Origin of the sequence: Ruegeria lacuscaerulensis (assembly GCF_013034685.1) — a bacterium.
In the GTDB taxonomy this organism is placed as follows: Bacteria; Pseudomonadota; Alphaproteobacteria; order Rhodobacterales; family Rhodobacteraceae; genus Ruegeria; species Ruegeria lacuscaerulensis_B.
The window spans coordinates 359739-386063 of sequence record NZ_WQGO01000005.1 but is presented as its reverse complement, the minus strand read 5'-3'; the positions used below and the strand labels follow the sequence as shown (position 1 = coordinate 386063).

The following is a 26325-nucleotide window of genomic DNA, read 5'->3' as shown; positions in this document are numbered from 1 at the left end:
ATAGTGTCCGCGTGGCCGTGACCGGTGCCAGCGAGGACGGCGTGTTCCGCTGGTCCGAGGCTGAGGAAGCCCTGACAAAAGAGTTCCGCGCCGACGCGCTGATGGGTCTCAAGGTGAACTCGATGAACATGATCGGCGATCTGCATGGCAGCAAAGACTATCGCGCACATCTGGTCAGCGTCATGACCAAACGCGCCGTACAAGCCTGCGCGTAATCGCCTAGACAAACGAACCCAAAAGCCCCGCAAAAAAGTGGGGCTTTTTTATGTTTTAATAGATTGAATGGTACCGTCGGCTTGCACACAGATTGCGGTCGGATTGTCCGGCGATCGGGTTAAAGTGCGCGAGATTTCCGCAGCGTTCGCATGGCAAAAAGCCGTGGAAAGCGCGTCTGCCCAAGTGGTCGTGTTGGCGGTGACGCTGACGGTTGACCACAAGGCTGGATCTTGCCCGTCGGGGTTCAGGATGTGGGATTGAGTTCCTTCCAGGTACATCGCCCCAGGGCTGGAGGTTGCGACGGCACGGTTTTTGAGCGCGACCGTTTCTACCAGGCCATGTAGGGGATCAGCAATGCCCATAGTCCAGGGGCGGCCCCCTGCGTAGAATTCACCTATGTTGACCAAAACGCTGGACCATCCGGCCTGTTTCAGCGCATGTGCGACAAGATCGGTCGCATATCCTTGCGCGATGCCATTCAGCGTCAATGCCTGACCATTGTCCAGCCTGACCCGTTCGGCTGTGATGCTTACGCGTTCCCAACCGATCAGGGAGCGCGCATCATTCACATCCCCGCCCTGCCGCAAAGCGGCCCAGAGCGGTTGTACCGTTGGGTCAAACAGGCCTTTGGTCACTCGATGTGCTTGCCCGCAGATGCGCAACAGGTCCAGCATTTCGCGCGGAGGGTTCCTCAGCAAACCGGTCTTGTTGAGTTCAGATAGGACCGAGTTTGGATCATAGAGGCTGAACATCTCTTCGCATCGTTTGAGCAGCCTCTCAACGCGGGAAATGGCGATTTGGGCATCTTCGGGGGTGGCATCCAGGGTCAGGCTGACCTCGGCCCCCATGGCGTATCCCTGCCAGTGGATGGACCTCGCCGCGGCAGGCGTGGCCAGTGCAGCTGCGGAAATCGCGAGGAAACGGCGGCGGTTGATCATTCGGCGGCGACCTTTCTGGCCTGACGTCGGGCCGCGACGATCAGTGGTACGCAGCGCTGTTTGTCATCGTGGATGGCGACGCAGTCGAGGCATTGGAAGCACTCGTCATATTGAATCTGGCCTGTTTTCTTGATCGCGCCGTATTTGCACTTCACACGGCAAAGCTGACAGGGAGAGCCGCATTCGGCGCGTCGATCGATCCAGTCGCGTCCGCGCAGAAGCCCACCGATCGCCAGAAATGCGCCCAGGGGGCAGACATAGCGACAGAAGCCTTTGAACAGGACCATGCCCAGCAGCAGCCAGAAGACAGCATAGGCCACATAGTACCATTCACGGATGAAGAACGTGGTGATGGCGGTTTTGAAGGGCTCGACCTCGGCGGCTTTGTCGACCTGATCAGGGGCAACGAAGACGGTGACGATCAGACCGCCCAGCACAATGTATTTCAACCACTTCAACCTTTGGTCCCAGGCGCGGGAAGGTTCGATCTGCGGGATGCGCAGGGCTTTCCCGATATGATGTGCAAACTCTTGCAACGCGCCAAAGGGGCAGAGCCAGCCACAGAACAGCCCCCTGCCCCACGCGACGAGGCCTGCAATCGACACGGCCCAGATCAGCAGCGAAAACGGGTCGTATAGAAGGAAAGCATAGCTGCCCCCGTCGAGGGCTGTTCTAAGCGTGCCCAGTACGGTGACAATGGAAAGCTGTCCCTGTCCCCACCATCCGACAAAGCCAACCACCACCGCCAGAATGGTCAGGCGCAGTGGTGTGAACATAGGTTGCGCGGCCAGTGCATTCATGCGCAGGCTCAAGATGCCAACAAGCACGGTCAGCAGGACACCAAGCACAATCATATCGTTTTGACGATTGCGCAGCGCTTCGAGCCAAGGTGGCGCGGGCTTGATTTGCACGGGGCGCTGAAAGAACCGAGCAGGGGTGACATGGGGGACGTCCATGGTGACCGAGCCAATCTCGGGTTGAAACATCCCGTGTTCGCGTACAGCCAGTACCTTAAGCACCCATTCCCGCGATGGATCGAAGCCCAGTCGCCGGTCGGTGCGCAGGATCATAGCGGTGCCGTCCGGCATTCCGTCGGCAAGCTCGACCAGCAGGTCTGCATCGCGCAGCGCGACCGGCAGTCCATCCTGTTCAGCCGAGATCCAATCGGGCGCGGTGTTGCGCACAAACTCGTCGCTGACCAACCCGTGACGGGCGGTTTCGATCAGCAGGATCGGCTCATCATTATCCGAGATTTCCATAAAGCGTTGAAGCTCATCAAAACTGTCGTCGGACAGGGCCGCGCGGGCGATGGATTTCGGTCCGATGTCCACAATCCAGAGGTCCAGGAACGGCTCGTCCGGGTAGTCCTGCGCTTCGGGGTCGTCATCCTCCCACAAGGTTCCAGCAAACAGCGCGTCGACTTCAGCATTGCTGAGGGTCTTGTGAGTGGCGATGCCTTGATCAACCAGATCGTCCCATGTCAGCGCTTCGTCGTAATTGGGATCAGGATAGGCCGGGGGCGCGGTGGCCAATCCCTGCATCTTTTCGCGGGCAACTGCCAAGGCGGCCCCCATGACAGATTCGTGGGCAATTCGGACGCTGGCTGTGGCCTTGGTGACGCCGTCGAGGTAAACAAGCTGTGAGCCGCTGGCGGCATCCCCATAGGGCGTTCCGACGACGATCGAGTCCGAAATAGACAGGCCTCCATACTGTTCGAAATACTTGTGGAACGGTGCCTGGCCTAGACCGGACACAAAGATCGGCTCATTATGTTCGATAAGTTGAACATCCAGAAAACGCCCTTCGAGATCGAGCACGACCAGCATATTGATGGGCGCGCCCGAAAAACCGGGCAGCGGGGCTAGTGGTTTTGTTTCAAAGACATAGCCCGCCTCGATCCCGCCAGAGTTGAGCAAGGAATAGACGCCGTCGTCATTCAGGGCCTCGCCCAGCGAAAAGGGCGCGCGAATGAACAACGCCAGTTTCTCACGTGGCAACGGCTCGGCCATGGCCGTCAGACCGCTTAGGATCAGCAAAAGCAGGGCAACGATCACGCGCATATACGCAACATTATATTTACGCCCCAAGCCGCGACATTCGACAAAAGTCCTAAGCCTTATCTACGACCCCAAGACGGTTGACGTGGTGGGGCGCGGCTCGGACACTGTGACCGGAGCGTACGACCAAAGCAGCATTTTCCGAAAATGATGTGGGTTGTAGGTTTTTTGAAATTGCCAGTCACTCATGGGAGGTAGCGATGACTTGGAGCACACCGAAACTGAAAGAAGTGAACTGCGGTATGGAGATCAACATGTATTCTCCGTCCGAGGATGAAGGCCGCGAGCACGAGCGCGACCTGTTCTGATTACGTGAACTCTAGCGGAGGCCCGAGGTGCATTTTCTGGTTCTTGGGGCTTCTGCAGGCGGTGGTCTACCGCAATGGAATTGTGGTTGCCGGAATTGCGAGGACGCCCGCAAGGGCCTCATCCCGCCTTCCGGCCAATCATCGTTGGCAGTCTCGCCAGACGGCGTTCGGTGGAGCATTCTGAACGCATCACCTGACATCCGGCAGCAGATGCTGGACAATCCGAAAATGCATCCTCGTGCGCTGCGCGACACGCCTGTGGCGTCAGTTTTGCTGACCAATGGGGATATCGACCATATCGCCGGGTTGTTGAGCCTGCGTGAACAGACGCCGTTTTCGTTGTTTGCAACGGGGGATATTCTGGATGTTCTGGCCCAGAACAGAATCTTCGATGCTGTGAACCGGGAAAAGGTGGAACGGACACGCATTTCTCTGGATCAGGACTTTGCTTTGCAGGACGGCTTGCAAGCGCGGCTGTTTGCGGTTCCGGGCAAAGTGCCTTTGTTCATGGAAGGTGACAGTGTTCAAACCAATCTCATCGGGGAGCAAACCGTTGGGGTGCGCCTAACTACAGGGGAAAAGGTCGCCTATTACATTCCCGGATGTGCGCAAATCACCCCTGCTCTGCTGGATCAACTTGTGGATGCGGATCAGTTGTTCTTTGACGGAACACTTTGGGATGATGATGAGATGATCCGCACCGGCACCGGAGTAAAGACGGGTCAGCGCATGGGTCATATCTCGGTCAGTGGTGCGGACGGTTCGATCGAGGGGCTAAAGGGCATCGCGGCGGCCAAGACCTATATCCATATCAACAACACCAATCCGATGCTGCAGCCAAACGGACCCGAGCGCGCCTTTGTCGAGGCCGCAGGCTGGACCATTGCCTATGACGGGCAGGAGATCACGATATGAGCCGAGAGAGCCTTGAAGCCCGTCTGCGTCAGATCGGGGCCGAGCGCTATCACGACAAACACCCGTTTCATCATCGCCTGCACAGCGGTGAATGCACCCCGGATCAGGTGCGGGCCTGGGTGATCAACCGCTGGGCCTATCAGGCCGCGATCCCGATGAAAGACGCGGCCTTCATGTCGCGCTGCACCGATCCGGACATCCGCCGCGAATGGCGCTCGCGGATCGAGGACCATGATGGCGAGGTTGACGAAGGCGGCGGCATCCGGCGCTGGTTGAAACTGGCCGAGGCGGTTGGGCTTGACCCGGACTATGTCGCCTCGGGGCGTGGGATTCTGCCTGCCACGCAATTCGCAGTGGATGCCTATGTGCATTATGTGCGTGAGAAGCCGCTGTTGCAGGCGGTTGCGTCCTCGCTGACCGAGCTTTTTGCCCCGAAGATTCATGAACAACGGATCGAAGGACTGCTCGAGCATTACGATTTTGCCAATGCCGACAGCCTGTCCTATTTCCGCAAACGTCTGACTCAGGCCCCCAAGGATGTGGCTTTTGGTCTGAATTGGGTCCTGGATCATGCCGACACGACCGAGAAAGAGGACATGGCCTGCGAGGCTCTGATCTTCAAAACCAATGTGTTGTGGGCGCAGTTGGATGCGCTGTGGTCGGCCTATGTTGAGCCTGGGATGATCCCTCCGGGTGCGTGGCAACCGGACGAGGGTTTGCTATGACGCTGGAACTGCGCCAGACCGACCGTCCATATCTGCCGCGCGGCGTGCGGGTGCAGCGCGATGAGGTGCGCGACCGGACGGTGTTGATGGCGCCCGAGAAGGTGATCGAGCTGGATCAGATCGGGATGGCTATTTTGTCACGCGTCGATGGGTCTGCCCGGTTTTCCGAGATCGTGCAGGACCTTGCCGCAACCTACAACGCCCCGGCCGAGCAGATTGAAACGGATGTGCAGCGCTTTCTGCAGACCTTGCGCAGCCGCGTCTATCTGATGGTGCGGGAATGAGTACCCCTGCCCCCATCGCCATGCTGGCCGAGCTGACGCATCGCTGTCCGCTGAGCTGCCCCTATTGCAGCAATCCGGTGGAACTTGAACGCAAAGAGACCGAGCTGGACACCGATACCTGGAAAGACGTGTTCAAACAGGCGCACGCGCTGGGTGTTTTGCAGCTGCATCTGTCGGGTGGCGAGCCCGCATCCCGCCGCGATCTGGAAGAACTGACAGAATACGCATCACAAATTGGGCTTTACACCAATCTGATCACGTCAGGCATCGGGCTGACCCCCAAAAGGCTGGACCGGTTAGAAGAGGTTGGGTTGGATCATGTGCAGATGTCACTGCAAGGGACGAATGCCGCTCTGGCTGATCATATCGGCGGGTATCGTGGCGGGTTTGACCGCAAGATGATCGTTGCGCGCGAGATCCGGGATCGGGGCATTCCCTTGACTCTAAATGCCGTGATGCATCGGCAAAATCTGGATGATCTGGACCGCACGATTGAAATGGCCGTCGAATTGGGAGCACGCAGGCTTGAGGTTGCCTGTGTCCAATTCCATGGATGGGCTTTAAAAAATCGTGCCGCACTGTTGCCGACACGTGAGCAGGCTTTAGCCGTGAAGGACACGGTCGCCAAAGCCGCGCAGCGTCTGCAAGGTGTGCTGGCGTTCGATTTTGTTCCGCCAGATTACTACGCGGATTTCCCAAAGGCCTGCATGGGCGGCTGGGGCTCGACCGGGTTGAACGTGACGCCAGATGGCACTGTTCTGCCCTGCCACGCCGCGCAAACCATCAAACATCTGCAGTTTGACAACGTCCAAAGTAAAACGCTGGCGGAAATCTGGCAAAACAGTCCGGCCTTCAACGCCTATCGCGGGACGGATTGGTTGCCGGAACCCTGCCAGAGTTGCGAGCGGAAAGAGATCGACTTTGGCGGCTGCCGCTGTCAGGCCTTGGCCTTGGCCGGGGATGCGGCTGCGACTGATCCGGTGTGTCGCAAGTCGCCCTTGCATGCGCAGGTCTCGGCCATTTTGCAGGAAGAGCCGGAAGCAGGTTCGAATGATCTGATCTACCGAAAGCTTTGATTCCACGTTCGGTTTTTTGCTGGTGAAAATATGTTACAAAAATATTGAATATTGGAAAAAATGTAACATAATAGAGGGTGGGACGACTGAATCAGTCACCCAGGGTGTGTAAGGAGGACGCAGCCATGTACGCGCAGATGGTACAGTCGACCGGAAAAGGTCTTCAGGACCGCAAGGAGATGAGCCCCGAGGATCAGGCCTTTCAAGACCGCATTGATCGCGGCGAAAAGATCGAGCCCAAGGACTACATGCCCGACGCCTATCGCAAGACGTTGATCCGCCAGATCGGACAACACGCCCATTCCGAGATTGTCGGCCAATTGCCCGAAGGCAATTGGATCACCCGCGCCCCGACACTAGAACGCAAAGCCAATCTGCTGGCCAAGGTGCAGGACGAGGCGGGGCATGGGCTGTATCTTTATTGCGCGGCCGAAACGCTGGGGGTCAGCCGGGATGAGCTGGTCGAGATGCTGCATTCCGAGCGGATGAAGTATTCGTCCATCTTCAACTACCCCACCCTCACATGGGCCGATATGGGCGCGGTGGGTTGGCTGGTTGATGGGGCTGCGATCATGAATCAGGTGCCGTTGCAGCGCACATCTTATGGTCCTTACGCGCGGGCGATGGTGCGTATCTGCAAGGAAGAAAGCTTTCATCAGCGCCAAGGCTACCACATCATGATCAAGATGGCGAAAGAGGGTACCGCTGATCAAAAGCGCATGGCGCAGGATGCGCTGAACCGGTTCTGGTACCCCGCGCTGATGATGTTTGGACCGTCCGACAAGGAAAGTGTGCACTCGGCGCAGTCGATGGCGTGGAAAATCAAGATCAACACCAATGATGAGCTACGGCAGAAATTCGTGGACGAAACCGTTCCGCAGGCCGAGTTCCTTGGCCTGACCATCCCCGACGAGAACCTGCGTTGGAACGATGAGACCGGACATTATGAATTCAGCGAACCCGACTGGTCCGAATTCTTCGAAGTGATCTCGGGCAATGGCCCGTGCAATGTCGAGCGTCTGAACGCCCGGCGGAAGGCTTGGGACGATGGCGCGTGGGTGCGAGAGGCCATGCTGGCCCATGCCCGCAAATCCCAAAAACGCGCGCAAGCGGCGGAGTAAGAAATGACACATGAAAACGAATGGCCCCTGTGGGAAGTCTTTATTCGCGGCCAGCACGGGATGAGCCACCGGCATGTCGGCTCATTGCACGCAGCCGATGCAGAACACGCGATCCGCAATGCGCGCGATGTCTATACCCGTCGGAACGAGGGCGTCAGTATCTGGGTGGTCGAGGCCGCGAAGATCACCGCCTCCAGCCCCTCGGATAAGGGGCCTCTGTTCGATCCGGCGCGGGACAAGGTCTATCGTCATCCGACGTTTTACGACATCCCGGAAGAAGTTGGGAAAATGTGATGGCTCTGGAGAACCCCCTGTTCGAATTCCTGCTCAGGCAAGGGGACAATGCCCTTGTGCTGGGGCATCGCACGTCGGAATGGTGCGGGGTTGCGCCAATTCTGGAAGAAGATATAGCGCTGGCCAATATGGCGCTGGACCTGATTGGTCAGACGCAGATGTGGCTGGGCTATGCGGGCGAGGTCGAAGGGACCGGTCGCTCGGCCGATGATCTGGCCTATCTGCGCGACGTCTACGATTTTCGCAACCTGTTGATGCTTGAGGTCCCGAATGGTGACTTTGGCCGAACCCAGATGCGTCAATTCCTGTTCGATGCGTTTCAGGTGCCTTGGCTGACGCGTTTGCAAGACTCTCGCGATACCCGCATTGCGGAGATCGCGGCGAAATGCGTGAAAGAGGCGCTCTATCATCTGGAACGGTCGTCCCAGACCGTGATCGCTTTGGGGGATGGAACCGAGGACAGCAACGCGCGCATGGCTGAGGCGTTGACCTTCCTGTGGCCTTATAGCGGTGAGATGTTTGTTGATGACGCGACCGATCAGGCGATGGCTGATGCAGGCGTTGCGCTCCTGCCCTCGGAACTGCGTGGGCCTTGGTTGGAAACGGTCAAAGCTGTTGCAGCCGAGGCCTGTCTGACCCTGCCCGATAGCGACTATGCGCAGAAAGGCGGGCGCACAGGGTTCCGCCACACGGAACATCTGGGCCATATGCTGGCGGTGATGCAAACCTTGCAGCGCTCCTATCCGGGGGCCACGTGGTAGGCGCGATGGCTGTCACCGAAGCGGAGGTCTGGGATTGGCTTGAAAACGTGCCCGACCCCGAGATTCCGGTGATCTCGGTCGTTGATCTGGGCGTGATCCGGGGGGTTGACGTCAGGAATGACAGTGTAACTGTGACGATCACGCCGACCTATTCCGGGTGTCCCGCCATGGCGGTGATTGCGTTGGATATAGAAACCGAATTGTCGCGTAACGGTATCGACAATCTGGACATCCAGACCCGTATAGCGCCGGCATGGACAACTGACTGGCTGTCCCCAAAAGGCCGCGCGCGGCTGGAGGAGTTCGGCATCGCCCCGCCGCAACCCGCAGGTGGCCCTGAACGGTGCCCGCATTGCAAATCCGAGCAGGTCGAAAAGATCAGCCAGTTCGGCTCGACCCCTTGCAAGGCCCAGTGGCGCTGCATGGATTGTCTTGAACCCTTTGACTATTTCAAATGTATCTGAGGTCCCGTTATGGCTATGTTTCATCCCCTTAAAGTAACGGACATCCACAAAACCATCCGCGACGCGGTGGTCGTGACCTTGCAACCTGTTAACCCCGAACATTTTGAATTTGCGCCGGGCCAGTATCTCACCTTCAAACGGGATTTCGATGGAGATGAGTTGCGCCGGTCCTATTCGATCTGCGCCGCCCCGCATGAAGGTATCTTGCAGGTTGGCATCAAAAGCGTGGATGGCGGTGCCTTTTCCACCTGGGCCAATACCGAGCTGCAAGTGGGCGATGTCATGGACGCCATGCCGCCGATGGGCAATTTCCATGCGGCCGCCAATGCCGATGCGCCGCACTACCTGGGCTTCGCCGGGGGCTCTGGCATCACGCCGGTGCTTTCGATCCTGAAAACCGCATTGACCGAGGACCCCTCGGCCCGGTTCACACTGGTTTACGCAAACCGTACCCTTAATACGATCATGTTTCGGGAAGAGTTGGAGGACCTCAAGAACCGCTTTCTGCACCGGTTGAACATCGTGCATATCCTGGAAGATGACAGTCAGGAGATTGACCTGTTCAAAGGCCGCGTCGATGCCGAAAAATGCGCGGCCCTGTTCCAGCACTGGATCGACATCAACTCGGTCTCTCTGGCCTATATTTGTGGGCCAGAACCGATGATGCTGGCGATTTCGCAGTCGTTGCAAGATCACGGCCTGACAAAGGATCAGATCCGGTTCGAGCTGTTTGCTTCATCCCAACCGGGACGTGCCAGAACCCGCGCTGTCTCGCGGTTGGTGGCTGAGAATGGCATCAAGGGGCGCGTCACATTGGGCGGCGAAACGCGGCAGTTCACCATTCCCAAGGATACCAGCCTGCTCGAGGCCGCGCTGGCTGAAAACCTGGATGCGCCCCATGCCTGCAAGGCGGGCGTGTGCTCGACCTGCAAGGCGAAAGTGTTGGAGGGCGAGGTCGAGATGGTCGCCAACCATGCGCTGGAAGACTATGAGGTTGAGGCAGGGTTCGTTCTGACTTGTCAGTGCTTTGCACTGTCCGACAAGGTGGTCTGGGACTATGACGAGGCGGGGCACTAGCCCGCGTTCTGCACTCCGGGCAACCCGGCAACGGTTAGGCGCGCGATGGTTCTGGCATAGCCTTCGCGATCGGCCCGCGTGGCTTTGGGTTGCCACATATAGTACCAGTTCAGCATTCCGAAGACTGACATTGTCACTTCGCGCAAAAGCTGCTGGTTATCTCCCAGCTTGCCGTCACTGATCGCGTTGAGAATAGCGCTCATCTGCGCGACCATGTCTTTTTGGTAGGCCTTCAGAACCTTCTGCATGTTTTGCGGCAGCAGCGACACGCCTTCGCTTTGGATTTTGTGTTCGAAATCCATGCCTTCATAGGCCAACAGGTATTCCCGCAGAACCAGATGCAATCGATCCGCTGGGGGCATGTCGTCCAAATTGAGAGCCGTGACGCGGTTATTCAATTCAGAGAGGTAAGTGTCCAGAATATCGAACAACAAGGCCTCTTTGCCGTCGTAATAGTGGTAGATGTTGGCCTTCGAAATCCCCGCAGCCTTAGCCACTTGGTTCATCGAGGCGCGCGCAATGCCTTCGCGTGCGAACACGCTGGCGGCGACCGACAGGATGCTTTGACGTTTCTGGTCGTGATCCTTTGCGATGGTGCGGGCCACTGGTTTAGCCCTTGGGTCTGTTGTCGATCACGCGGCGGGCTTTGCCCTGACTGCGTTCAACACTGCCGGGGGTGCCGACAGATACGGTCGCGCCGACGCCGATTGTGTCCCTGATCTTTTTGGCCAATACCCCGGACAGGGCCTGTCTGGCGTCCTCGCTTGCCGCAGCCTCAACATGCACCGTCATCGCGTCCATGCGCCCGTCGCGGGTCAGTTCGATCTGGAAATAGGGGGCCAGATCAGGGGTCGCGAGAACGAGTTCCTCGACCTGAGTGGGAAACACATTCACGCCGCGCAGAATGATCATGTCGTCCGAGCGCCCGGTGATCTTCTCCATCCGCCGCATGGACCGCGCTGTGCCCGGCAACAGCCGTGTCAGATCGCGGGTCCGGTAGCGGATCATGGGCAGGCCCTCTTTGGTGAGGGTGGTGAAAACCAATTCGCCCATTTCGCCATCCGGCAGAACCTCTCCGGTTTCGGGGTCGATGATTTCGGGAAAGAAGTGATCCTCCCAGATATGCAACCCGTCTTTGGTTTCGACACATTCATTGGCCACACCCGGCCCCATGATCTCGGACAGGCCGTAGATATCGACCGCATGCATGTCGAACGCCTCTTCGACCTCGGCACGCATTGCGTTGGTCCATGGCTCTGCGCCAAAAATGCCGACCTCCAAAGAGGTGTCACGCGGGTCGATCCCCGCCGCGTGGAATTGTTCCAGGATGTTGAGCATATAGGACGGCGTCACCATGATCGTGCTGGGGCGGAAGTCTTGAATCAGCATCACTTGCCGCTCGGTCATACCGCCCGAGACCGGGACGACAGTGCAGTTCAGCTTTTCCGCACCGTAATGTGCACCCAAGCCGCCGGTGAACAGGCCATAGCCATAAGCGACTTGCACAGTATCACCGGGTCTGGTGCCGCTGGCGCGCATGGAACGGGCGACCAGATGGGCCCAGTTGTCGATATCCGTGCGCGTATACCCGACCACCGTCGGCTTTCCGGTGGTCCCGGATGAGGCATGAAGGCGCAGGATCTGATCCTGCGGCACGGCGAAAAGCCCAAACGGATAATTGTCGCGCAGGTCATTTTTGTAGGTGAATGGGAATTTGGACAGGTCGCTCAGGTCCGTCAGGTCATCCGGGTGAACCCCTGCTGCATCGAACCGCTGCCGATACATGGGCACATTGTCATAGGCGTGTTTCAGGGACCATCTGAGCCGCTGCAACTGAAGTGCGCGGATTTCGTCCAGAGACGCAATTTCGATCGGGTCGAGCGTGTCTCGGGCCGGTGTCAGGTCTTTCATGGGCGCCTCCCTATTCTTCGAACAACTGTCCGCGCACGGCCCGAGAGCATCCGCGGAATTCAGCGATCACAACGTCGCTTTGATTGGTGATGGTCACATCGTAAATGCCGTTGCGCCCGGTCAGAGCGACCTCGCGCGCGCGGGCCGTCAGTCGGTCGCCCAAGCGGCCGGGCGTGATATAAGAAATCGTGTTGTGTTGGGCGACAGTGGATTGATTGCGGCTGTTGCAGGCAAAGGCAAAGGCGCTGTCGGCCAGCATGAAGATCAGCCCACCGTGGCAAATCCCGTGCCCGTTGACGTGATGTTCTGCGACGGTCAGGGACAGCTGCGCCTGCCCCTCATCCACCATATCAATCTGCATACCTGCCCAGGGGCTGGCATTGTCCGAGGCCCACATGACCTGGGCTGCACGTTCGGCGCGCTCTCTCGGGGTCATGATGGCACCTTTGGACGTCTGTCAGGCGCGTTATCCAGCACGACATTCTCCTTGATCTTTGCCCGTCCTAAATCTAAACATTCCATAAACCGACCGGTAGGTCAATTAATCAGTGACGCCTTGCCGGTCCTTATCGCGGGGATCGCCAGATGAATATTCAGGACGTGCACAGCTATGTTTGCGGGCAATGGATCGGCAGCGACAGCACCGCACGCGAGATCCATTCGGCCGTTACCGGCGAGCTGATCGCGCGCGCCGGAGCCAGCCACTTGGATGTGGGCGCGATGCTGGAATACGCGCAGACCAAAGGCGGCCCTGCCCTGCGCAAGATGAGCTTTCACGACCGGGCCAGAATGCTCAAGGCGCTGGCGCTGCATCTGGGTCAGCATAAACAGGCGCTTTATGACGCCTCTTTCGCGACAGGGGCGACTCAAAGGGATCACATGATTGATGTCGATGGCGGGATCGGCACGGTTTTGGTCATCGCCAGCAAGGGTCGGCGCGAGATGCCCAATGACACGATCTATCTGGACGGCCCGGTTGAACGTTTGTCGCGGCAGGGCACGTTTTTGGGCCAGCATGTCTGTACCTCGCTGACCGGTGTGGCCGTTCACATCAACGCGTTCAACTTCCCGGTCTGGGGGATGCTGGAAAAGCTGGCTCCGACCCTGCTGGCCGGTATGCCCGCGATTGTGAAACCGGCCACCGCGACCTGCTATGTGACTGAGCTGTGCGTTCGGATCATGCTGGACAGTGGTCTGCTGCCCGAAGGGGCCGTGCAGCTGGTCAGCGGCAATCTGGGCCCGATACTGGACCATCTGGGCGGGCAGGATGTCGTCAGCTTCACAGGCTCGGCGGCGACGGCCCGCAAGCTGCGCAGTGCGCCCTGTATTCTGGACAACGCCACCCGCTTTGTGGCCGAGCAGGACAGCCTGAACGCGTCAGTCCTTGGTCCGGACGCAGTGCCCGGAACGCCCGAGTTTGACTTGTTTATCAAGGAGGTCCAGCGTGAGATGACCGCGAAAGCCGGGCAGAAATGCACCGCCATCCGCCGCATCATGGTGCCTAAGGCGCATATCGACGCGGTGTCAGATGCCCTGCGGGATCGGTTGAGCTCGGTCGTGATCGGGAATCCGGCGGATGAGAAGACTCAGATGGGAGCGCTGGTTTCGCAAGCGCAACGCCGTGATGTGTTGGAAAAGGCGGCTCTGATCGGGCAAGAGGCCGAGCGTATTTTCGGCGACCCCGATGATTTTATTGTCCACGGCGCCGACGCGGACAAAGGGGCATTTGTCCCGCCGATGCTGTTCCGCTGTAATACGCCGGATGCGGCCCAAACTCTGCACGCGGTCGAGGCCTTTGGTCCTGTTTCTACCGTGATGCCCTATCGGGATTTGGATCACGCGATTGAACTGGCCAACAAGGGCGAGGGCAGCCTTGTGGCTTCGGTCATCACACATGACCCCGAGGTCGCGCGCCAGTTTGTGATTGGTGTCGGGGCGTTTCATGGGCGGCTCTACTTCAACAACCGCGACTCGATGAAAGAAAGCACCGGCCATGGGTCCCCCCTGCCCCACATGGTTCATGGCGGCCCTGGTCGCGCAGGCGGCGGCGAAGAGCTGGGCGGCATACGCGGTGTGATGCACTATATGCAGCGAACTGCCGTACAGGGTAGCCCGGACCTGTTGACGCGGATCGGCAAGAAATGGGTGCCGGGGGCGACCGAGGCCACGGACCGCGCCCATCCCTTCACCCGCACGTTCCACGAATTGGAGGTCGGTGAGACGCTGGTGACGGACCCGCGCGAGATATCGCTGGATGATATTGAAACCTTCGCCCATTTCACGGGCGACACGTTCTACGCGCATATGGACGAGGCAGCGGCAAGTCGAAATCCGTTCTTTCCGGGGCGGGTTGCCCACGGATACCTGCTGCTGAGTTTTGCGGCGGGGCTGTTTGTACAGCCGGACGAAGGCCCGGTACTGGCCAATACCGGCCTCGACAATCTGCGGTTCCTGAAACCGGTGCAGGCGGGCGATAGTATCCGCGTGCACCTGACGGTCATGCAAAAGACCCCGCGCAACCAGGACTATGGTGAGGTGCGCTGGCATGTCTCGATCCGCAACCAAGAGGACGAGCTGACCGCCGAATACGAGTTGCTGACTATGAACGCCTATGCGCAGCCTGATCCTGCGGGATAAGCGTAGCCACGTGACCCGTCGGCATGGTACTTAAAGGGGCGCAACAGAGTGTACCCCCTTGGAAAGACCTACATTTGACTCCTGCCGAGACATTGATTGAAGACCTTAGCGCGCTGGAGCCGATCAAGACCTGGTCCCTGATCGTGACGCTGTTTGGTGACCTGAATGGCCAGCCCGTCACCGGCAAGCAACTGGGTGCAATTCTGGGCCGGGTCGGGATTAAGACCGAAGCCATGCGCGTTGCCCTGCACAGGCTGCGCAAGGACGGCTGGATCGTATCCACCAAAATCGGCCGCGAAGTGACCTATAGCCTGTCCAGCCATGGTTTGGCCGAAACCCGCGCGGTCTATGAGGACGTGTACCGTCAGGATGTTAAATTTCCCGATGGTTGGTGTGTGGCTTTGACTCGACAGGATTGTGAGCCGACCGGCGCGATGATCCGTCTGGACCGGGCATTGTTTCTGGTGCCGGTATCCGAGGCTACGCGCAGCGATCAGACACGGCTGCGGTTTGAACCCGAGCCCGTGCCCATGTGGTTCGCCGGCAAGATTGTTGCACCGCAGACCATAACGCATGTGCAGCGTCTTCATGATCTGGCGGGACGCATGGATTTTCTGACCCTGCCCGCCCTGCCCCAAGCCACGATACGCCTTCTGCTTCTGCACCATTGGCGCAAAATTGCGCTGCGAGGGTCAAGCTGGGCCCATATCTCACTATGTCCAGACGGCCCGCTTGCGCTATGCCATCAACGTGTTTCGGGTTTGTTGGCCGAACTGCCCAAACTTTCAACGGATCACCTGACGATGTGAGGTCGACTCCGTCGTGCTCACCTATGCGACAGCGCAACGAACCCTTTTTGTAACCTGGTGTTGATTGGTATTTCATTGCCCAATACGCCATCTTTTACCGATCAGTAAGAAAACGGGTTGAAATTTGACCGCACGATCAAGGTGACTGCGTGACGACAAAGATAGTTTCATTTCTAAACGCAGCGCTGGTTTCGGTGCTGATGTTGGGCGGCCACTCGGCCTCGGCACAGCCGGATATTCTGGTGCTTGGGGATAGCCAGATCTCGTTCGGGGCGGGCAAGGAATATGTTCGGTTCTTTGCGGAATTGCCGAACCGCTGCGAGATGACGCAAAAGCGCACCAAGCTGCTGGAAAAGCTGGGCACGCGCCAGACGGCGGCCATCGGGGTGCGGTCGACATCGCTTCAATCATGGACCTCGACCAGCGGGCCGACGCGCGGTGCCATTTGTGACGTTGACAAGAAATACGGCGTGAATGCAGGCGCCTACGGCATCGACGGCAACCCGGACCGAGTGTTCATCCAGATCGGTAAAGGCAAGTCCTATCAGTTCTGCAAGCCGAAACAGACCGCCTTCGAGTCGATGTTTGCAGATGGCTACTATGACCCTGACCTGCTGATCCTAACTTTTCTGGGCAATTCAGCGGACAGATGGGCAAACTTACCCGACGCGGCCGAAGAGGACGTGCGGCGGACTTTAGCTCAGGTGCCTGAAGATACGGCATGTATCTATATCTCCAGCGCGCCGGTTTACCTGAAAAAGACCAATGACAAGCGGATGAAAGCGCAAACCGCCATCGCCCGCGCGTTCGACCGCGCCGATGCGCAGTGTATTGCGGTTGAGGGGTTCAACGCGAAAACACGTGCGGCAATCGAAGGGAAGCCCAAGTTTTTTCGCCGCAACGATGCCGGTCGCGTCAAAGACCCGCATCATCCCAGCAACGCCGCCATTCGCCAATTTTTAAAGATTAACACGACCGAGTTTTGCGACGCCATATTCTCGGCCCTTGAATAAAGAGACCGCATAAAGGGGGGAACATGCAGTTTCTGACAAAAGCACTGAGCCTTGTCATAGGCGCGTTGATGATGGTGCCTGCAGCGCAGGCGGAACCTTTCGACTCGCCCGAGATTTTGATTATCGGTGACAGCCAGATATCTTTCGGGTCAGGCCCGGCATTTCTGGAGTTTTTCAGCGACATAAAAAGCCATTGCAAACCAAACGCCCAGCAAAAAAGCCATCTGAAACGTTTGGGGAAGATGCGCGTGGGTGTCATTGGTGTTCGTTCCAGCTCGATCAGCGCGTGGACGGCGCGATCGGGGGCCGGAAAGGACACGATCTGCAAGGTCGATCCGAAATGGCGGGTGAACGCGGGTGCCTATGGTTTTGTCAACAATTCCGACAAGAAATTCGTCCAGATCGGGCAAGGGCGCGAATACCAGTTCTGCGCGCCGGGGACCTCGCCTTTGGAGCAGATGCTGCGCGAGGATTACTATGACCCAAAGCTGATACTGATGTCATTTCTGGGCAATTCGGCCAAACGTTGGGCCAACAGCCCCGAGGCCGCGATCCGCGATGTGCAGCGCCTGAAAAGCCAGCTGCCGCCGGATTTGCCCTGTATCTTCATGACGACGGCACCGGCCTATAAGAAAAAGATCGTGGACCTGCGTCTGCGCGCGCAGGAAAACCTGATGAAGGCGTTTGAGACCTCTGGCCTGCGCTGTTCTTTCGTGCCGGGGGCGACGCCGGAAACCGTTGCGGCCAATCAGGGCAACAAAGAGTATTTCCGGCTGAACAAGAAAGGGCTGGTCAAGGATCCCTACCATCCCAACGAAGCGGCCGCGAAAAACTTCTTTGCGCTTGAGATGGATCAGATTTGCACGGCCATTTTCACCCAGATCGAACCGGTGAAAGAGCAGAGCTAGTCCGACGCCGTCTTGGACGAATAGTAGAACGCAATTGCCTGGGCCCGGTTCTTGACCGAGAGCTTTTCGTAGATGTTGGACAGGTGAAACTTCACCGTGTTGGCCGAAATTTGCAGCTCTTTCGATAGATCACGGTTGGATAAGCCTTTGGCCAAGGCTTCAAGGATTACAATTTCCTTGCGCGACAGGCTTTGCAACGGGTCCCTTTGCATTTTGCGCACGTCGATAAATGGGAACACCATCTTGCCGCGCGCAACGTCGATGCAGGTTTCCAGCAGCCCCTCGACCTCGCCCGAGCGCGAGGCGAACCCGGCCGCCCCCGCCTGCATCGCCAATCGGGGGATTTCTCCGCCGTCATCGCCATAGACGACAAAACGCGGCGGGTTCTCTTGTTCGCGCAGGACCTCGATCAGCTTTGCAGCACCAAGAACGGGCAAATTCCACGAGATCACGCAGATTTTGACCGGCACCCGCATGATGGCACCCAGAAACCCTTCGGCCGTTGCTGACGTAGCGACCAGAGAGAATCGGGGGTCTCGCTCGAATATTTCAGACATGGCCGACAGAACCAGCGGGTTGTTGTTGGCCAGCATGACATCAATGGGGCGTGAGGCGGCATCGGACATTGATTTTCCCCGAAAAATTACAAAAACCACCCGTATGGGTAGGTTCTAAATCCGTATACAACGGCATATTTACCAGAATGGGTGGGTTTATACCCGCCCAAACAGATATCCAAAGGCAGTAGTAAGTTACGTTGTGTGACGAGGCAAGTTTCTATTTTTCTTTCCTTCAACACGTCTGATCGGGTGCCCCTGTCCCCGATCGCTTAGGAGGATCGAACGTGACATTTCAAATCTACCCCACCCTCGAAATCCCGGAGACGCTAGCGGCGGGTCCCGGTCCCGGAAACACCGACGCGCGCGTTCTGCAGGCTTTTGCCAGTGCCGGTGTTGCCGACCACATGCAGGGCGACGTGCTGCGTGGCATGATCGAATGCAAGCACATGCTGCGTCAGATCTGGGGGACTGAGAACACCTATACTTTCGCTGTCGCCGGAACCGGTTGGAGCGGGCTGGACACCATGTTCTCGGCCGTGATGCCGGGTGACAAGGTTGTCGCCTTTACCAACGGCACCTTCTCGGGCATCGATGCGCTGACCCTGCGGATCAAAGCCGCCACCCCGGCCGAGCACGCAGCAAACCCGCTGGACCCGCAAGCTGCCAGCGTCACCGTGATTGAGGTGCCCCATGGCCAACCCGTCACCGGCGAGATGGTCGACGAGGTTTTGGCGCAGCATAAACCGAAATGGGCCTTCATGGCGCACTGGGAAACCGGTTCGGGCCGTGTGAACGATATTCAGGGCTTTTCGGACGCGTGCGAACGTCATGGCGCGATGGGCCTGATCGACGCTGTGTCGTCTCTCGGTGTGTCGGATTTCCGCATTGACGATTTCCCTGGCGTCGCAGGATGGGCGTCGTGTCCGCAAAAAGGCCTGTGCTGCCTGCCGCTGACCTATGCACCAGTCAGCTTTACCGACGCTTATATCGAGGTATTGAAGACGTCGGGCGCTTATTCCTACGTTCACAACCCGATCTTCGAGGCACGCCACTGGGGCATCGTCGATGGACAAGATGTCGAGAAAGGCACTTACCACCGCACCCATTCGGGCTATGCCGTGGCCGCCTTCCATGAATCCCTGCGCCTGACCCTGATCGAGGGGTTGGCCAAACGTGCCCAATCCTACAAAACGCACGAAGCCGTGCTGCGCGATGCCGTGACTGCGATGGGATGCCAGGTGACGTCGGATATGCCCAGCCTTGTGGTGTTGAACCTGCCGCCGGAACTGGCCGGTCGTGAGATGGAGCTGGTGCAGAAATGTCGGGCACAGGGATTTGGTATCTGGCCGACGCTCAGCGCGCCTATTCAGGTCCGGATTGGCATCCTGAACCAGCTGAACCACCAGGCCATCAGCCACATCGTGCGCCTGTTCGGCCAAGCAGTGCAGGACATGGGTGGCTCTGTTGATCTCGAGGCGATCGAGGCCCTGCTGGAAGGCCGCTACGGCACGTCGATCGCGGCCTGACCGCACTGCATGAACGGGAGGATTGCAGATGGATATCCATGAATACCAAGCGAAAGAACTGCTGTCGAAATTTGGTGTCGAGACCCCTTCGGGGGCCTTGGCCTACAGCCCCGAACAGGCCGCTTATCGCGCGCGCGAACTGGGCGGTGACAAGTGGATCGTCAAGGCGCAGGTCCATGCCGGTGGGCGTGGCAAGGCCGGGGGCGTCAAGCTGTGCAACTCGGAAAGCGAAATCCATGCGGCCTGTGACGACATGTTCGGTCGCAAGCTGGTCACGCATCAGACCGGACCCGAAGGCAAAGGCATCTACCGCGTCTATGTGGAATCTGCCGTGCCGATCGACCGCGAGATTTATCTGGGCTTTGTGCTGGACCGGTCCAGTCAGCGGGTGATGATCGTGGCCTCGTCCGAAGGCGGGATGGAGATCGAGGAAATCTCGGCCGAGCGTCCCGACAGCATCGTGCGCTCGATCGTTGAACCGGCGGTGGGCCTGCAGGAATTCCAGGCCCGCGAGATCGCGTTTAAATTGGGGCTTGAGCCGAAGCTGACCCAACACATGGTCCGCACCTTGCAGGGTTGCTATGCCGCTTTCAGCGAGCTGGACGCAACTATGGTCGAGATCAACCCGCTGGTCATCACTGGCGACGACCGTGTGTTGGCACTGGACGCGAAGATGAGCTTTGACGACAACGCTCTGTTCCGTCGCCCTCAGATCGCTGAACTGCGCGACAAAAGTCAGGAAGACCCGCGCGAAAGCCGCGCGGCGGATCGGGGCCTGTCTTATGTCGGGCTGGATGGCAATATCGGCTGCATCGTGAACGGCGCCGGTCTGGCTATGGCCACGATGGACACGATCAAGTTGGCCGGTGGCGAGCCTGCGAACTTTCTGGATATCGGTGGAGGTGCCTCGCCCGAGCGGGTGGCCAAGGCCTTCCGGCTGGTTCTGTCCGATGACAATGTTCAGGCGGTTCTGGTCAATATTTTCGCCGGTATCAACCGGTGCGACTGGGTGGCCGAAGGTGTCGTGCAGGCGCTGCGCGAGCTTGAGATTGACCTGCCAGTTATCGTGCGCCTTGCGGGCACAAATGTTGAAGAAGGCCAGAAAATCCTTGCCAAATCGGGCCTGCCGATCATTCGCGCGACAACCCTGATGGAAGCCGCCGAACGCGCCGTGGGCGCATGGCGCAACGATTTGACCCAAAACACCAAGATGAGGGCTGTGTAATGAGCATTCTTCTGGACCGCGATAGCCGTGTGATCGTTCAGGGCATCACCGGACGCATGGCGCGCCTGCACACTAAGGATATGGTGCAGTACGGCACCAATGTCGTCGGTGGTGTTGTCCCGGGCAAGGGTGGCGAAACCGTTGAAGGTGTGCCCGTCTTTGACACCGTCAAACAAGCGGTCGAGGCCACCGGCGCCGATGCCAGCCTCGTTTTCGTGCCGCCCCCGTTTGCCGCAGACTCAATCATGGAGGCCGCAGATGCAGGGATCCGCTATTGCGTCTGCATCACTGACGGCATCCCGGCGCAAGACATGATCCGCGTCAAGCGCTATATGTACCGCTATCCCAAGGATAAGCGCATGGTGCTGACCGGCCCGAACTGCGCCGGAACCATCAGCCCCGGCAAGGCGCTGTTGGGGATCATGCCGGGCCATATCTACCTACCGGGCAATGTGGGCATCATTGGGCGCTCGGGTACGCTGGGCTATGAGGCTGCGGCACAGTTGAAAGAGCGTGGCATCGGTGTGTCGACCAGCGTCGGCATCGGTGGCGATCCGATCAATGGCTCGTCCTTCCGCGATATCCTAGAGCGGTTCGAACAGGACGAAGACACTGAGGTTATTGCTATGATCGGCGAGATCGGCGGCCCTCAGGAAGCCGAGGCGGCAGAATATATTCGTGATCACGTCACCAAGCCCGTTGTGGCTTATGTCGCGGGTCTGACCGCGCCGAAGGGCCGAACCATGGGTCATGCGGGTGCAATCATTTCGGCCTTTGGCGAAAGCGCCAGTGAGAAGGTTGAAATCCTGACCGCTGCAGGTGTGACCGTGGCCGAAAACCCGGCGGTGATCGGCGAAACCATTGCCCGCGTTATGGGAAAGGCTGCGTGATGGTCAAACCTTCGGTCCTTGTCACCCGTCGCTGGCCTGCCGCCGTTGAGGCGCAATTGGCCGAAAGCTACAACACCGTGCTGAATACCGGGGACAAACCAATGTCCCCGGCGGAACTCCGCGAGGCATTCAAGACATACGACGCGGTTCTGCCCACCGTGACCGATACGCTCAGCGCCGAGGCGCTGGATGTACCTGCCGCCCAGACCAGAATTCTGGCCAATTACGGTGTCGGCTACAGCCATATCAACGAACCGGCTGCCCGTGATCTGGGGATGACCGTCACCAATACGCCGGATGTTCTGTCCGAATGCACCGCCGATCTGGCCATGACGCTGTTGCTTATGGCTGCCCGCCGGGCAGGTGAAGGTGAGCGCGAGCTGCGCGCGGGGGGCTGGACTGGCTGGCGCCCGACCCATCTGGTGGGCACCAAGGTTAGCGGCAAGACGTTGGGTATCATCGGCTTTGGCCGTATCGGTCAGGAAATGGCCCGCCGCGCCCATCGCGGGTTTGGTATGAACATTCTGGTACAGAACCGCAGTGCGGTCGCGCCTGACGCGCTTAAGCAATTCAATGCAACTCAGGTCGACACGGTGGACGATCTGCTTCCGCAATGCGATTTCGTCTCGCTGCACTGTCCCGGAGGTGCTGCGAACCGGCATCTGATCAACGGGCGCAGGCTGGATCTGTTGAAGCCGGATGCCTTCCTGATCAACACCGCCCGCGGTGAGGTCGTGGACGAGCACGCGCTGGTGCAATCTCTGACATTCGACACGATTGGCGGCGCAGCGTTGGACGTGTTTGACGACGAACCACGTATCAGCCCGGACCTGCTGCAATGCGACAATCTGGTGATGCTGCCGCATCTGGGCAGCGCCACCCGTGAATCGCGCGAGGCCATGGGCTTTCGCGTGCTGGACAATCTGGGCGACTTCTTTGCAGGCCGCCCACCCCGTGACCGCGTGATCTGACGCACCCTTCTTCAAAGGACTCAAACTCATGAGCTTTTATGCCATCGAACAAGCCCCCGCGCGCCTGAACCGCAGCGAACTCGCCGTACCGGGCAGCCAGCCCGGTATGTTCGAAAAAGCAGCCCAGTCGGATGTCGACGTGATCTTCCTTGATCTGGAAGATGCGGTTGCGCCCGACGAAAAAGAACAGGCCCGCAAGAACATCATTCAGGCTTTGAATGACATCGACTGGGGCAACAAGACCATGTCCGTGCGGATCAATGGTCTGGATACCCACTATATGTACCGCGACGTGGTCGATGTGGTCGAACAGGCGGGTGAACGGCTGGACCTGATCATGATCCCTAAAGTGGGCACTGCTGCCGATGTCTATGCGGTCGACATGATGGTCACTCAGGTCGAAGACGCGATGGGGTACAAAAAACGCATCGGGTTCGAGCACATTATCGAGACCGCGTTGGGCATGCAGAACGTCAGCGAGATCGCGGCCGCCTCGAAACGCAACGAAAGCCTTCATTTCGGTGTGGCTGACTATGCGGCCTCGACCCGAGCGCGTACCACGATCATTGGTGGCGTGAACCCGGACTATTCCGTACTGACCGATCCCGATGGTGACGCATCCCGCGCAACCCATTGGGGCGACATGTGGCACTATGCGCTGGCGCGTATGGTCGTGGCCGCGCGCGCCAACGGCCTGCGCCCGATTGACGGCCCGTTCGGCGATTTCCAGGACCCCGAAGGCTATAAGGCGGCTGCCAAACGCGCAGCTGTTCTGGGCTGCGAGGGTAAATGGGCCATCCACCCCAGCCAGATCGCGCTGGCCAACGAAGTCATGTCGCCCAGCGATGCTGAAGTCACCAAAGCACAGCGCATTCTGGTCGCCATGGCCGAGGCCGAGACTGCCGGCAAAGGGGCCGTATCGCTGGATGGTCGCCTGATTGACTATGCGTCGATCCGGCAGGCCGAAGTCATGGTCGAAAAAGCAAAGCAGATTGCAGCCGCTTGATCTGCTTGCCTCGCGCGGCGCTGCCTGATCCCAAACAGCGCCGCGCGTTTTAGTCCCTTTTCTGTGGGTTTGGACGGTCTGACTTGCCAATCCTGGTTCACATTTGCGCGCGCGTTCCGAAATCTGAACGATCTGTGCTGGATTTTGAACGGCTGAGTATGTGGTCTTGATCATCGTTGGGGATACTGGGCGCATCAGTCCAATCCAACGGAGATCCGTCATGAAAAGATTCCTCGCCACTTTCGCCATTTCGCTGGCTGTCGCAACCGCTGCTTCGGCGCAGGACGTTGCTGATATGAGCGATCTGGAATACGCGCATATCGCCTATACTGCTGACAACATTGACATTCGCTATGCGCATCTGGCCTTGGCGCTGTCGGAAAATCCCGACATCCACGAGTTTGCCAATACGATGATCCGGGATCATACCGCCGTTAACGCAGCGGCGCTGGGACTGCTGGACAAGTTGGGTGCATCGGCGCAGGACAATGCATTCAGCCAGACATTGAATTCCAACGCGGAAGAGATCATCAACAATCTTTCGCAGCTGCGTGGTGCCGAGTTCGACAAGGCCTATGCGGCCAATGAACTGGCGTATCATCAGGCCGTCAACGAGCTGGTTGAGAACACCATGATCCCCAACATCGACAATGCCGAGGTTAAGGCGCTGTTCGAGCAGGGCCTTGAGATTTTCAAGGCGCATGAAGGTCATGCGGAAATGATGGTCGAGTCTCTGAACTGATGTCCAAACCTGTGTCACGTCGATTCGTCGTGATCGGAGCGGCTGCTTCGGCAGCCTCTTTGGTATCGCGGGGAAGTGCAGAGAATGCCCCAAAGACGCATGAAATCCAAATCCGTCGCTTCAAGTTCGAGCCCGATCAAATACAGGTTCGTCCGGGGGATAGGATCAAATGGGTCAATCTGGATATCGCGCCTCATACAGCGACCGCAGTTGATCGCAGTTGGGACACATTTGAGCTTGTGAAAGACGCAAACAGTGAAATTCAGGTCACGGAAGGGATGGAACAGTCCTATTTTTGCGAGTTTCATCCGCATATGAAAGGCCGGCTCGAAATCCTTTGAGCGAGCTGAAATTGTCACTGTTTCCCAAAACATTGCGGGAACAAAGTTAGAAACCAGGAAACTCTACTCCCCCACTTTCTCACTCTGCCACCGGATTTACTATCGACTTTCTGAATGACTTAACTCAGGGCTTATCACGCCAAGCGTTGCGCAAGGTCATAGGCAACGCGGCGTCGTTGCCCTCATACAAGAAGTCCAGAGACAAGTCGTATTTCTTCCGAATGGCCAAGGCCCCATCCAGCGAGAGCCGCTGAGTTCCGGCCTCCCATAGAGAGTAAGCGCTACGTTTTACGCCGATGCTTTCGGCGTAATCCTGTTGGATTTTGCCGACGATAGTTTCGCGGTGCCATTTAAGGCGCTCTGCAATATCCATAAATGGGCGGGGTTTATTTGAGGTCATGGACGCGAGTTTCTTTTGCTTTAAGTCGTGGCGCAAGGCAGATTTCATGAACTTCAATCGGTCACAAGACCCTCGAAACGGTCAGGAAGTACCGCAGTCAAGCGAACCAAAAACGATCGTCAAAACTGGAGCAGGACCGGCACGGCTAGATTCTCGGAACAGAACAAAAACGAAATGTGAAACTGTACAACTAACTGGGAAACTCTAAAGCGATACCTTGCCACCAATCAGCAGATATTGGTGAATTGTCATTAAATTTCAATATGGTGCGGGTGGAGGGACTTGAACCCCCACGCCTTGCGGCGCCAGAACCTAAATCTGGTGCGTCTACCAATTTCGCCACACCCGCATCGTGGCATCTCGTGCCAGACTGAGGGCCAAATAGCAAAGCTTGAACCCAAGTGCGAGAGGGAAATTTCGACTCAGGTCAATAAATTCGGCTGGTCGGATCACGTCGTAATCACGGGCCGGCAGCGTTCGCCGCTTGCTCGCGCGGACAGCTTGGTGGTTGAGTGCATTATTGTCGCCTGCGGCCGCACAAAAATTATCGCTAAGATATTGTATATAAACAAGAAACATATTTGCGCCACATTTCAAACGCCAAAAAATCTTATTCGCGTCAAATTAAGACCCCCTTGCAGATGGTTGATGGGCGCTGGGACCAGATGAGTCTTTTTGCCTCCGGGCGTTGTTGAAGAGCTTTTGCTCAACTCCAGAAAAAGGGTCGAAAACGTGACCAACATGATGAATTCAGCTGTGACCGAGCAAGATGCCGTTGGCCTTGCACGGGAAAGTTTTCTGGGCGAACTGAAATCCCTGAACCGGGATCATCCTAATACGGGTTTTGGCATTTCGTTGCGCACACATTCGGGGGGCCATTATCTGTTGGCCAATTCCCGCATGCCGCTGCCCGAAACCAAAGCCGCAGGTTTCCCCACGGGCCGTCGTCTGGCCTGTCTGGAAAACAGTGACAGTTTCAGCTCGATCGAAGTGCTGGCCGATTCCGGGGCTTATGAAAAGATTTCGCCCTCGGCAGAGGCTGCGATTCTGGGCAATGCACTGAACCTGATCGCGCGGATCGACACGCTGACCAGCGTGCAGCACGACCAGATAGACCATCCCATCGCCGCTACAGGAACCGGAGGTTAAC

29 protein-coding genes, 1 tRNA gene and 1 pseudogene are annotated in these 26325 nt (G+C 58.0%); 23 read left to right on the top strand and 8 right to left on the bottom strand.

Going from position 1 to position 26325, the window contains the following annotated elements; translation table 11 throughout:
- A pseudogene (locus tag GOV80_RS15260) lies at nt 1-215 on the top strand (FAD binding domain-containing protein); the annotation flags it as partial.
- Between the two features lie 48 nt (nt 216-263).
- Here GOV80_RS15260 and GOV80_RS15255 read toward each other — a convergent pair.
- Nucleotides 264-1154 (bottom strand): FAD:protein FMN transferase, encoded by an 891-nt coding sequence (locus GOV80_RS15255; RefSeq protein WP_170786004.1) that lies wholly within the window; start codon nt 1152-1154, stop codon nt 264-266.
- Nucleotides 1151-3214, bottom strand: a complete 2064-nt coding sequence (locus GOV80_RS15250; protein WP_170786002.1) for a 4Fe-4S binding protein — start codon at nt 3212-3214, stop codon at nt 1151-1153. The genes GOV80_RS15255 and GOV80_RS15250 overlap by 4 nt, the downstream gene beginning before the upstream one ends.
- Before the next feature lie 197 nt (nt 3215-3411).
- Here GOV80_RS15250 and pqqA point away from each other — a divergent pair, with 197 nt between their 5' ends.
- The 10 genes from pqqA (at nt 3412) to GOV80_RS15200 (ending at nt 10236) form a co-directional block, all read left to right on the top strand.
- Entirely contained in the window at nt 3412-3519 is a 108-nt protein-coding gene (gene pqqA / locus GOV80_RS15245) for a pyrroloquinoline quinone precursor peptide PqqA (protein ID WP_170537497.1), read from the top strand.
- Nucleotides 3520-3546: 27 nt separating this feature from the next.
- Nucleotides 3547-4434, top strand: coding sequence for a pyrroloquinoline quinone biosynthesis protein PqqB (pqqB, locus tag GOV80_RS15240; RefSeq protein ID WP_170786000.1), 888 nt, complete (start codon nt 3547-3549; stop codon nt 4432-4434).
- Nucleotides 4431-5159, top strand: a complete 729-nt coding sequence (pqqC, locus tag GOV80_RS15235; protein ID WP_170785998.1) for a pyrroloquinoline-quinone synthase PqqC — start codon at nt 4431-4433, stop codon at nt 5157-5159. Before pqqB ends, pqqC begins: the two co-directional genes overlap by 4 nt.
- Nucleotides 5156-5443 carry a pyrroloquinoline quinone biosynthesis peptide chaperone PqqD gene (gene pqqD / locus GOV80_RS15230; RefSeq protein WP_170785996.1) on the top strand — a complete coding sequence of 96 codons (288 nt, stop codon included), beginning with the start codon at nt 5156-5158 and terminating at the stop codon, nt 5441-5443. Before pqqC ends, pqqD begins: the two co-directional genes overlap by 4 nt.
- Nucleotides 5440-6519 (top strand): pyrroloquinoline quinone biosynthesis protein PqqE, encoded by a 1080-nt coding sequence (gene pqqE, locus GOV80_RS15225; protein ID WP_170785994.1) that lies wholly within the window; start codon nt 5440-5442, stop codon nt 6517-6519. The genes pqqD and pqqE overlap by 4 nt, the downstream gene beginning before the upstream one ends.
- A 125-nt stretch (nt 6520-6644) precedes the next feature.
- Nucleotides 6645-7640, top strand: coding sequence for a 1,2-phenylacetyl-CoA epoxidase subunit PaaA (gene paaA, locus GOV80_RS15220; protein WP_170785992.1), 996 nt, complete (start codon nt 6645-6647; stop codon nt 7638-7640).
- A 3-nt stretch (nt 7641-7643) separates the two neighbouring features.
- Nucleotides 7644-7934 (top strand): 1,2-phenylacetyl-CoA epoxidase subunit PaaB, encoded by a 291-nt coding sequence (gene paaB, locus GOV80_RS15215; protein WP_170785990.1) that lies wholly within the window; start codon nt 7644-7646, stop codon nt 7932-7934.
- Entirely contained in the window at nt 7934-8695 is a 762-nt protein-coding gene (paaC, locus tag GOV80_RS15210; protein WP_170785988.1) for a 1,2-phenylacetyl-CoA epoxidase subunit PaaC, read from the top strand. Before paaB ends, paaC begins: the two co-directional genes overlap by 1 nt.
- 5 nt (nt 8696-8700) lie before the next feature.
- On the top strand, nt 8701-9159 hold the full coding sequence (paaD, locus tag GOV80_RS15205) for a 1,2-phenylacetyl-CoA epoxidase subunit PaaD (RefSeq protein ID WP_170785986.1): 459 nt from the start codon (nt 8701-8703) through the stop codon (nt 9157-9159).
- A 9-nt stretch (nt 9160-9168) separates the two neighbouring features.
- Nucleotides 9169-10236: a ferredoxin--NADP reductase gene (locus GOV80_RS15200; RefSeq protein WP_170785984.1), complete on the top strand. Its 1068-nt coding sequence runs from the start codon at nt 9169-9171 to the stop codon at nt 10234-10236.
- On the opposite strand, the gene GOV80_RS15195 is transcribed toward GOV80_RS15200, so the two are convergent.
- From GOV80_RS15195 to paaI, 3 genes are read right to left on the bottom strand one after another with little or no spacing between them, the layout of a single operon-like run.
- Nucleotides 10233-10841 (bottom strand): TetR/AcrR family transcriptional regulator, encoded by a 609-nt coding sequence (locus GOV80_RS15195; RefSeq protein ID WP_170773565.1) that lies wholly within the window; start codon nt 10839-10841, stop codon nt 10233-10235. The genes GOV80_RS15200 and GOV80_RS15195 overlap by 4 nt on opposite strands.
- A 4-nt stretch (nt 10842-10845) precedes the next feature.
- A complete protein-coding gene (paaK, locus tag GOV80_RS15190; protein ID WP_170785982.1) occupies nt 10846-12147 on the bottom strand; it encodes a phenylacetate--CoA ligase PaaK in 1302 nt (433 codons plus the stop codon).
- Nucleotides 12148-12157: 10 nt separating this feature from the next.
- Nucleotides 12158-12583, bottom strand: a complete 426-nt coding sequence (gene paaI, locus GOV80_RS15185) for a hydroxyphenylacetyl-CoA thioesterase PaaI (RefSeq protein ID WP_170785980.1) — start codon at nt 12581-12583, stop codon at nt 12158-12160.
- 149 nt (nt 12584-12732) lie between these two features.
- Between paaI and paaZ the strand changes: the two genes are divergently transcribed.
- The 4 genes from paaZ to GOV80_RS15165 all read left to right on the top strand — a co-directional run bounded on the left by paaZ (nt 12733) and on the right by GOV80_RS15165 (nt 17514).
- The gene (gene paaZ / locus GOV80_RS15180) at nt 12733-14784 is read left to right on the top strand and encodes a phenylacetic acid degradation bifunctional protein PaaZ (protein ID WP_170785978.1); all 2052 of its coding nucleotides are present in this window, start codon (nt 12733-12735) and stop codon (nt 14782-14784) included.
- A 74-nt stretch (nt 14785-14858) separates the two neighbouring features.
- Nucleotides 14859-15593 carry a hypothetical protein gene (locus GOV80_RS15175; protein ID WP_170785976.1) on the top strand — a complete coding sequence of 245 codons (735 nt, stop codon included), beginning with the start codon at nt 14859-14861 and terminating at the stop codon, nt 15591-15593.
- 149 nt (nt 15594-15742) lie between these two features.
- Nucleotides 15743-16606 (top strand): SGNH/GDSL hydrolase family protein, encoded by an 864-nt coding sequence (locus GOV80_RS15170; protein ID WP_170785974.1) that lies wholly within the window; start codon nt 15743-15745, stop codon nt 16604-16606.
- Nucleotides 16607-16629: 23 nt separating this feature from the next.
- On the top strand, nt 16630-17514 hold the full coding sequence (locus GOV80_RS15165) for an SGNH/GDSL hydrolase family protein (protein WP_170773553.1): 885 nt from the start codon (nt 16630-16632) through the stop codon (nt 17512-17514).
- On the opposite strand, the gene GOV80_RS15160 is transcribed toward GOV80_RS15165, so the two are convergent.
- Nucleotides 17511-18140: a response regulator transcription factor gene (locus tag GOV80_RS15160; RefSeq protein ID WP_170773551.1), complete on the bottom strand. Its 630-nt coding sequence runs from the start codon at nt 18138-18140 to the stop codon at nt 17511-17513. The genes GOV80_RS15165 and GOV80_RS15160 overlap by 4 nt on opposite strands.
- 218 nt (nt 18141-18358) lie before the next feature.
- On the opposite strand from GOV80_RS15160, the gene GOV80_RS15155 reads away from it, so the two are divergent.
- The 7 genes from GOV80_RS15155 to GOV80_RS22740 all read left to right on the top strand — a co-directional run bounded on the left by GOV80_RS15155 (nt 18359) and on the right by GOV80_RS22740 (nt 24775).
- Nucleotides 18359-19600 carry a pyridoxal-phosphate-dependent aminotransferase family protein gene (locus GOV80_RS15155; RefSeq protein ID WP_170785972.1) on the top strand — a complete coding sequence of 414 codons (1242 nt, stop codon included), beginning with the start codon at nt 18359-18361 and terminating at the stop codon, nt 19598-19600.
- A gap of 28 nt (nt 19601-19628) precedes the next feature.
- Nucleotides 19629-20825, top strand: coding sequence for a malate--CoA ligase subunit beta (locus GOV80_RS15150; protein ID WP_170773547.1), 1197 nt, complete (start codon nt 19629-19631; stop codon nt 20823-20825).
- Nucleotides 20825-21715, top strand: a complete 891-nt coding sequence (gene sucD, locus GOV80_RS15145; protein ID WP_170785970.1) for a succinate--CoA ligase subunit alpha — start codon at nt 20825-20827, stop codon at nt 21713-21715. The genes GOV80_RS15150 and sucD overlap by 1 nt, the downstream gene beginning before the upstream one ends.
- Nucleotides 21715-22686, top strand: a complete 972-nt coding sequence (locus tag GOV80_RS15140) for a 2-hydroxyacid dehydrogenase (protein ID WP_170786025.1) — start codon at nt 21715-21717, stop codon at nt 22684-22686. Before sucD ends, GOV80_RS15140 begins: the two co-directional genes overlap by 1 nt.
- A 28-nt stretch (nt 22687-22714) precedes the next feature.
- The gene (locus GOV80_RS15135) at nt 22715-23692 is read left to right on the top strand and encodes an HpcH/HpaI aldolase/citrate lyase family protein (RefSeq protein WP_170785968.1); all 978 of its coding nucleotides are present in this window, start codon (nt 22715-22717) and stop codon (nt 23690-23692) included.
- A gap of 220 nt (nt 23693-23912) precedes the next feature.
- Nucleotides 23913-24434: a DUF4142 domain-containing protein gene (locus GOV80_RS15130; RefSeq protein WP_170785966.1), complete on the top strand. Its 522-nt coding sequence runs from the start codon at nt 23913-23915 to the stop codon at nt 24432-24434.
- Nucleotides 24434-24775 carry a cupredoxin domain-containing protein gene (locus GOV80_RS22740; protein WP_419555657.1) on the top strand — a complete coding sequence of 114 codons (342 nt, stop codon included), beginning with the start codon at nt 24434-24436 and terminating at the stop codon, nt 24773-24775. The genes GOV80_RS15130 and GOV80_RS22740 overlap by 1 nt, the downstream gene beginning before the upstream one ends.
- A 124-nt stretch (nt 24776-24899) precedes the next feature.
- Here the strand turns inward: GOV80_RS22740 and GOV80_RS15120 are convergent, their stop codons facing one another.
- On the bottom strand, nt 24900-25223 hold the full coding sequence (locus tag GOV80_RS15120; RefSeq protein WP_170785963.1) for a helix-turn-helix domain-containing protein: 324 nt from the start codon (nt 25221-25223) through the stop codon (nt 24900-24902).
- Nucleotides 25224-25439: 216 nt separating this feature from the next.
- A tRNA-Leu gene (locus tag GOV80_RS15115) sits at nt 25440-25524 on the bottom strand.
- 392 nt (nt 25525-25916) lie between these two features.
- On the opposite strand from GOV80_RS15115, the gene GOV80_RS15110 reads away from it, so the two are divergent.
- Complete coding sequence (locus GOV80_RS15110; protein ID WP_174819453.1) at nt 25917-26324, top strand: hypothetical protein; 408 nt, start codon at nt 25917-25919, stop codon at nt 26322-26324.
- Nucleotide 26325 lies beyond the last annotated feature (1 nt).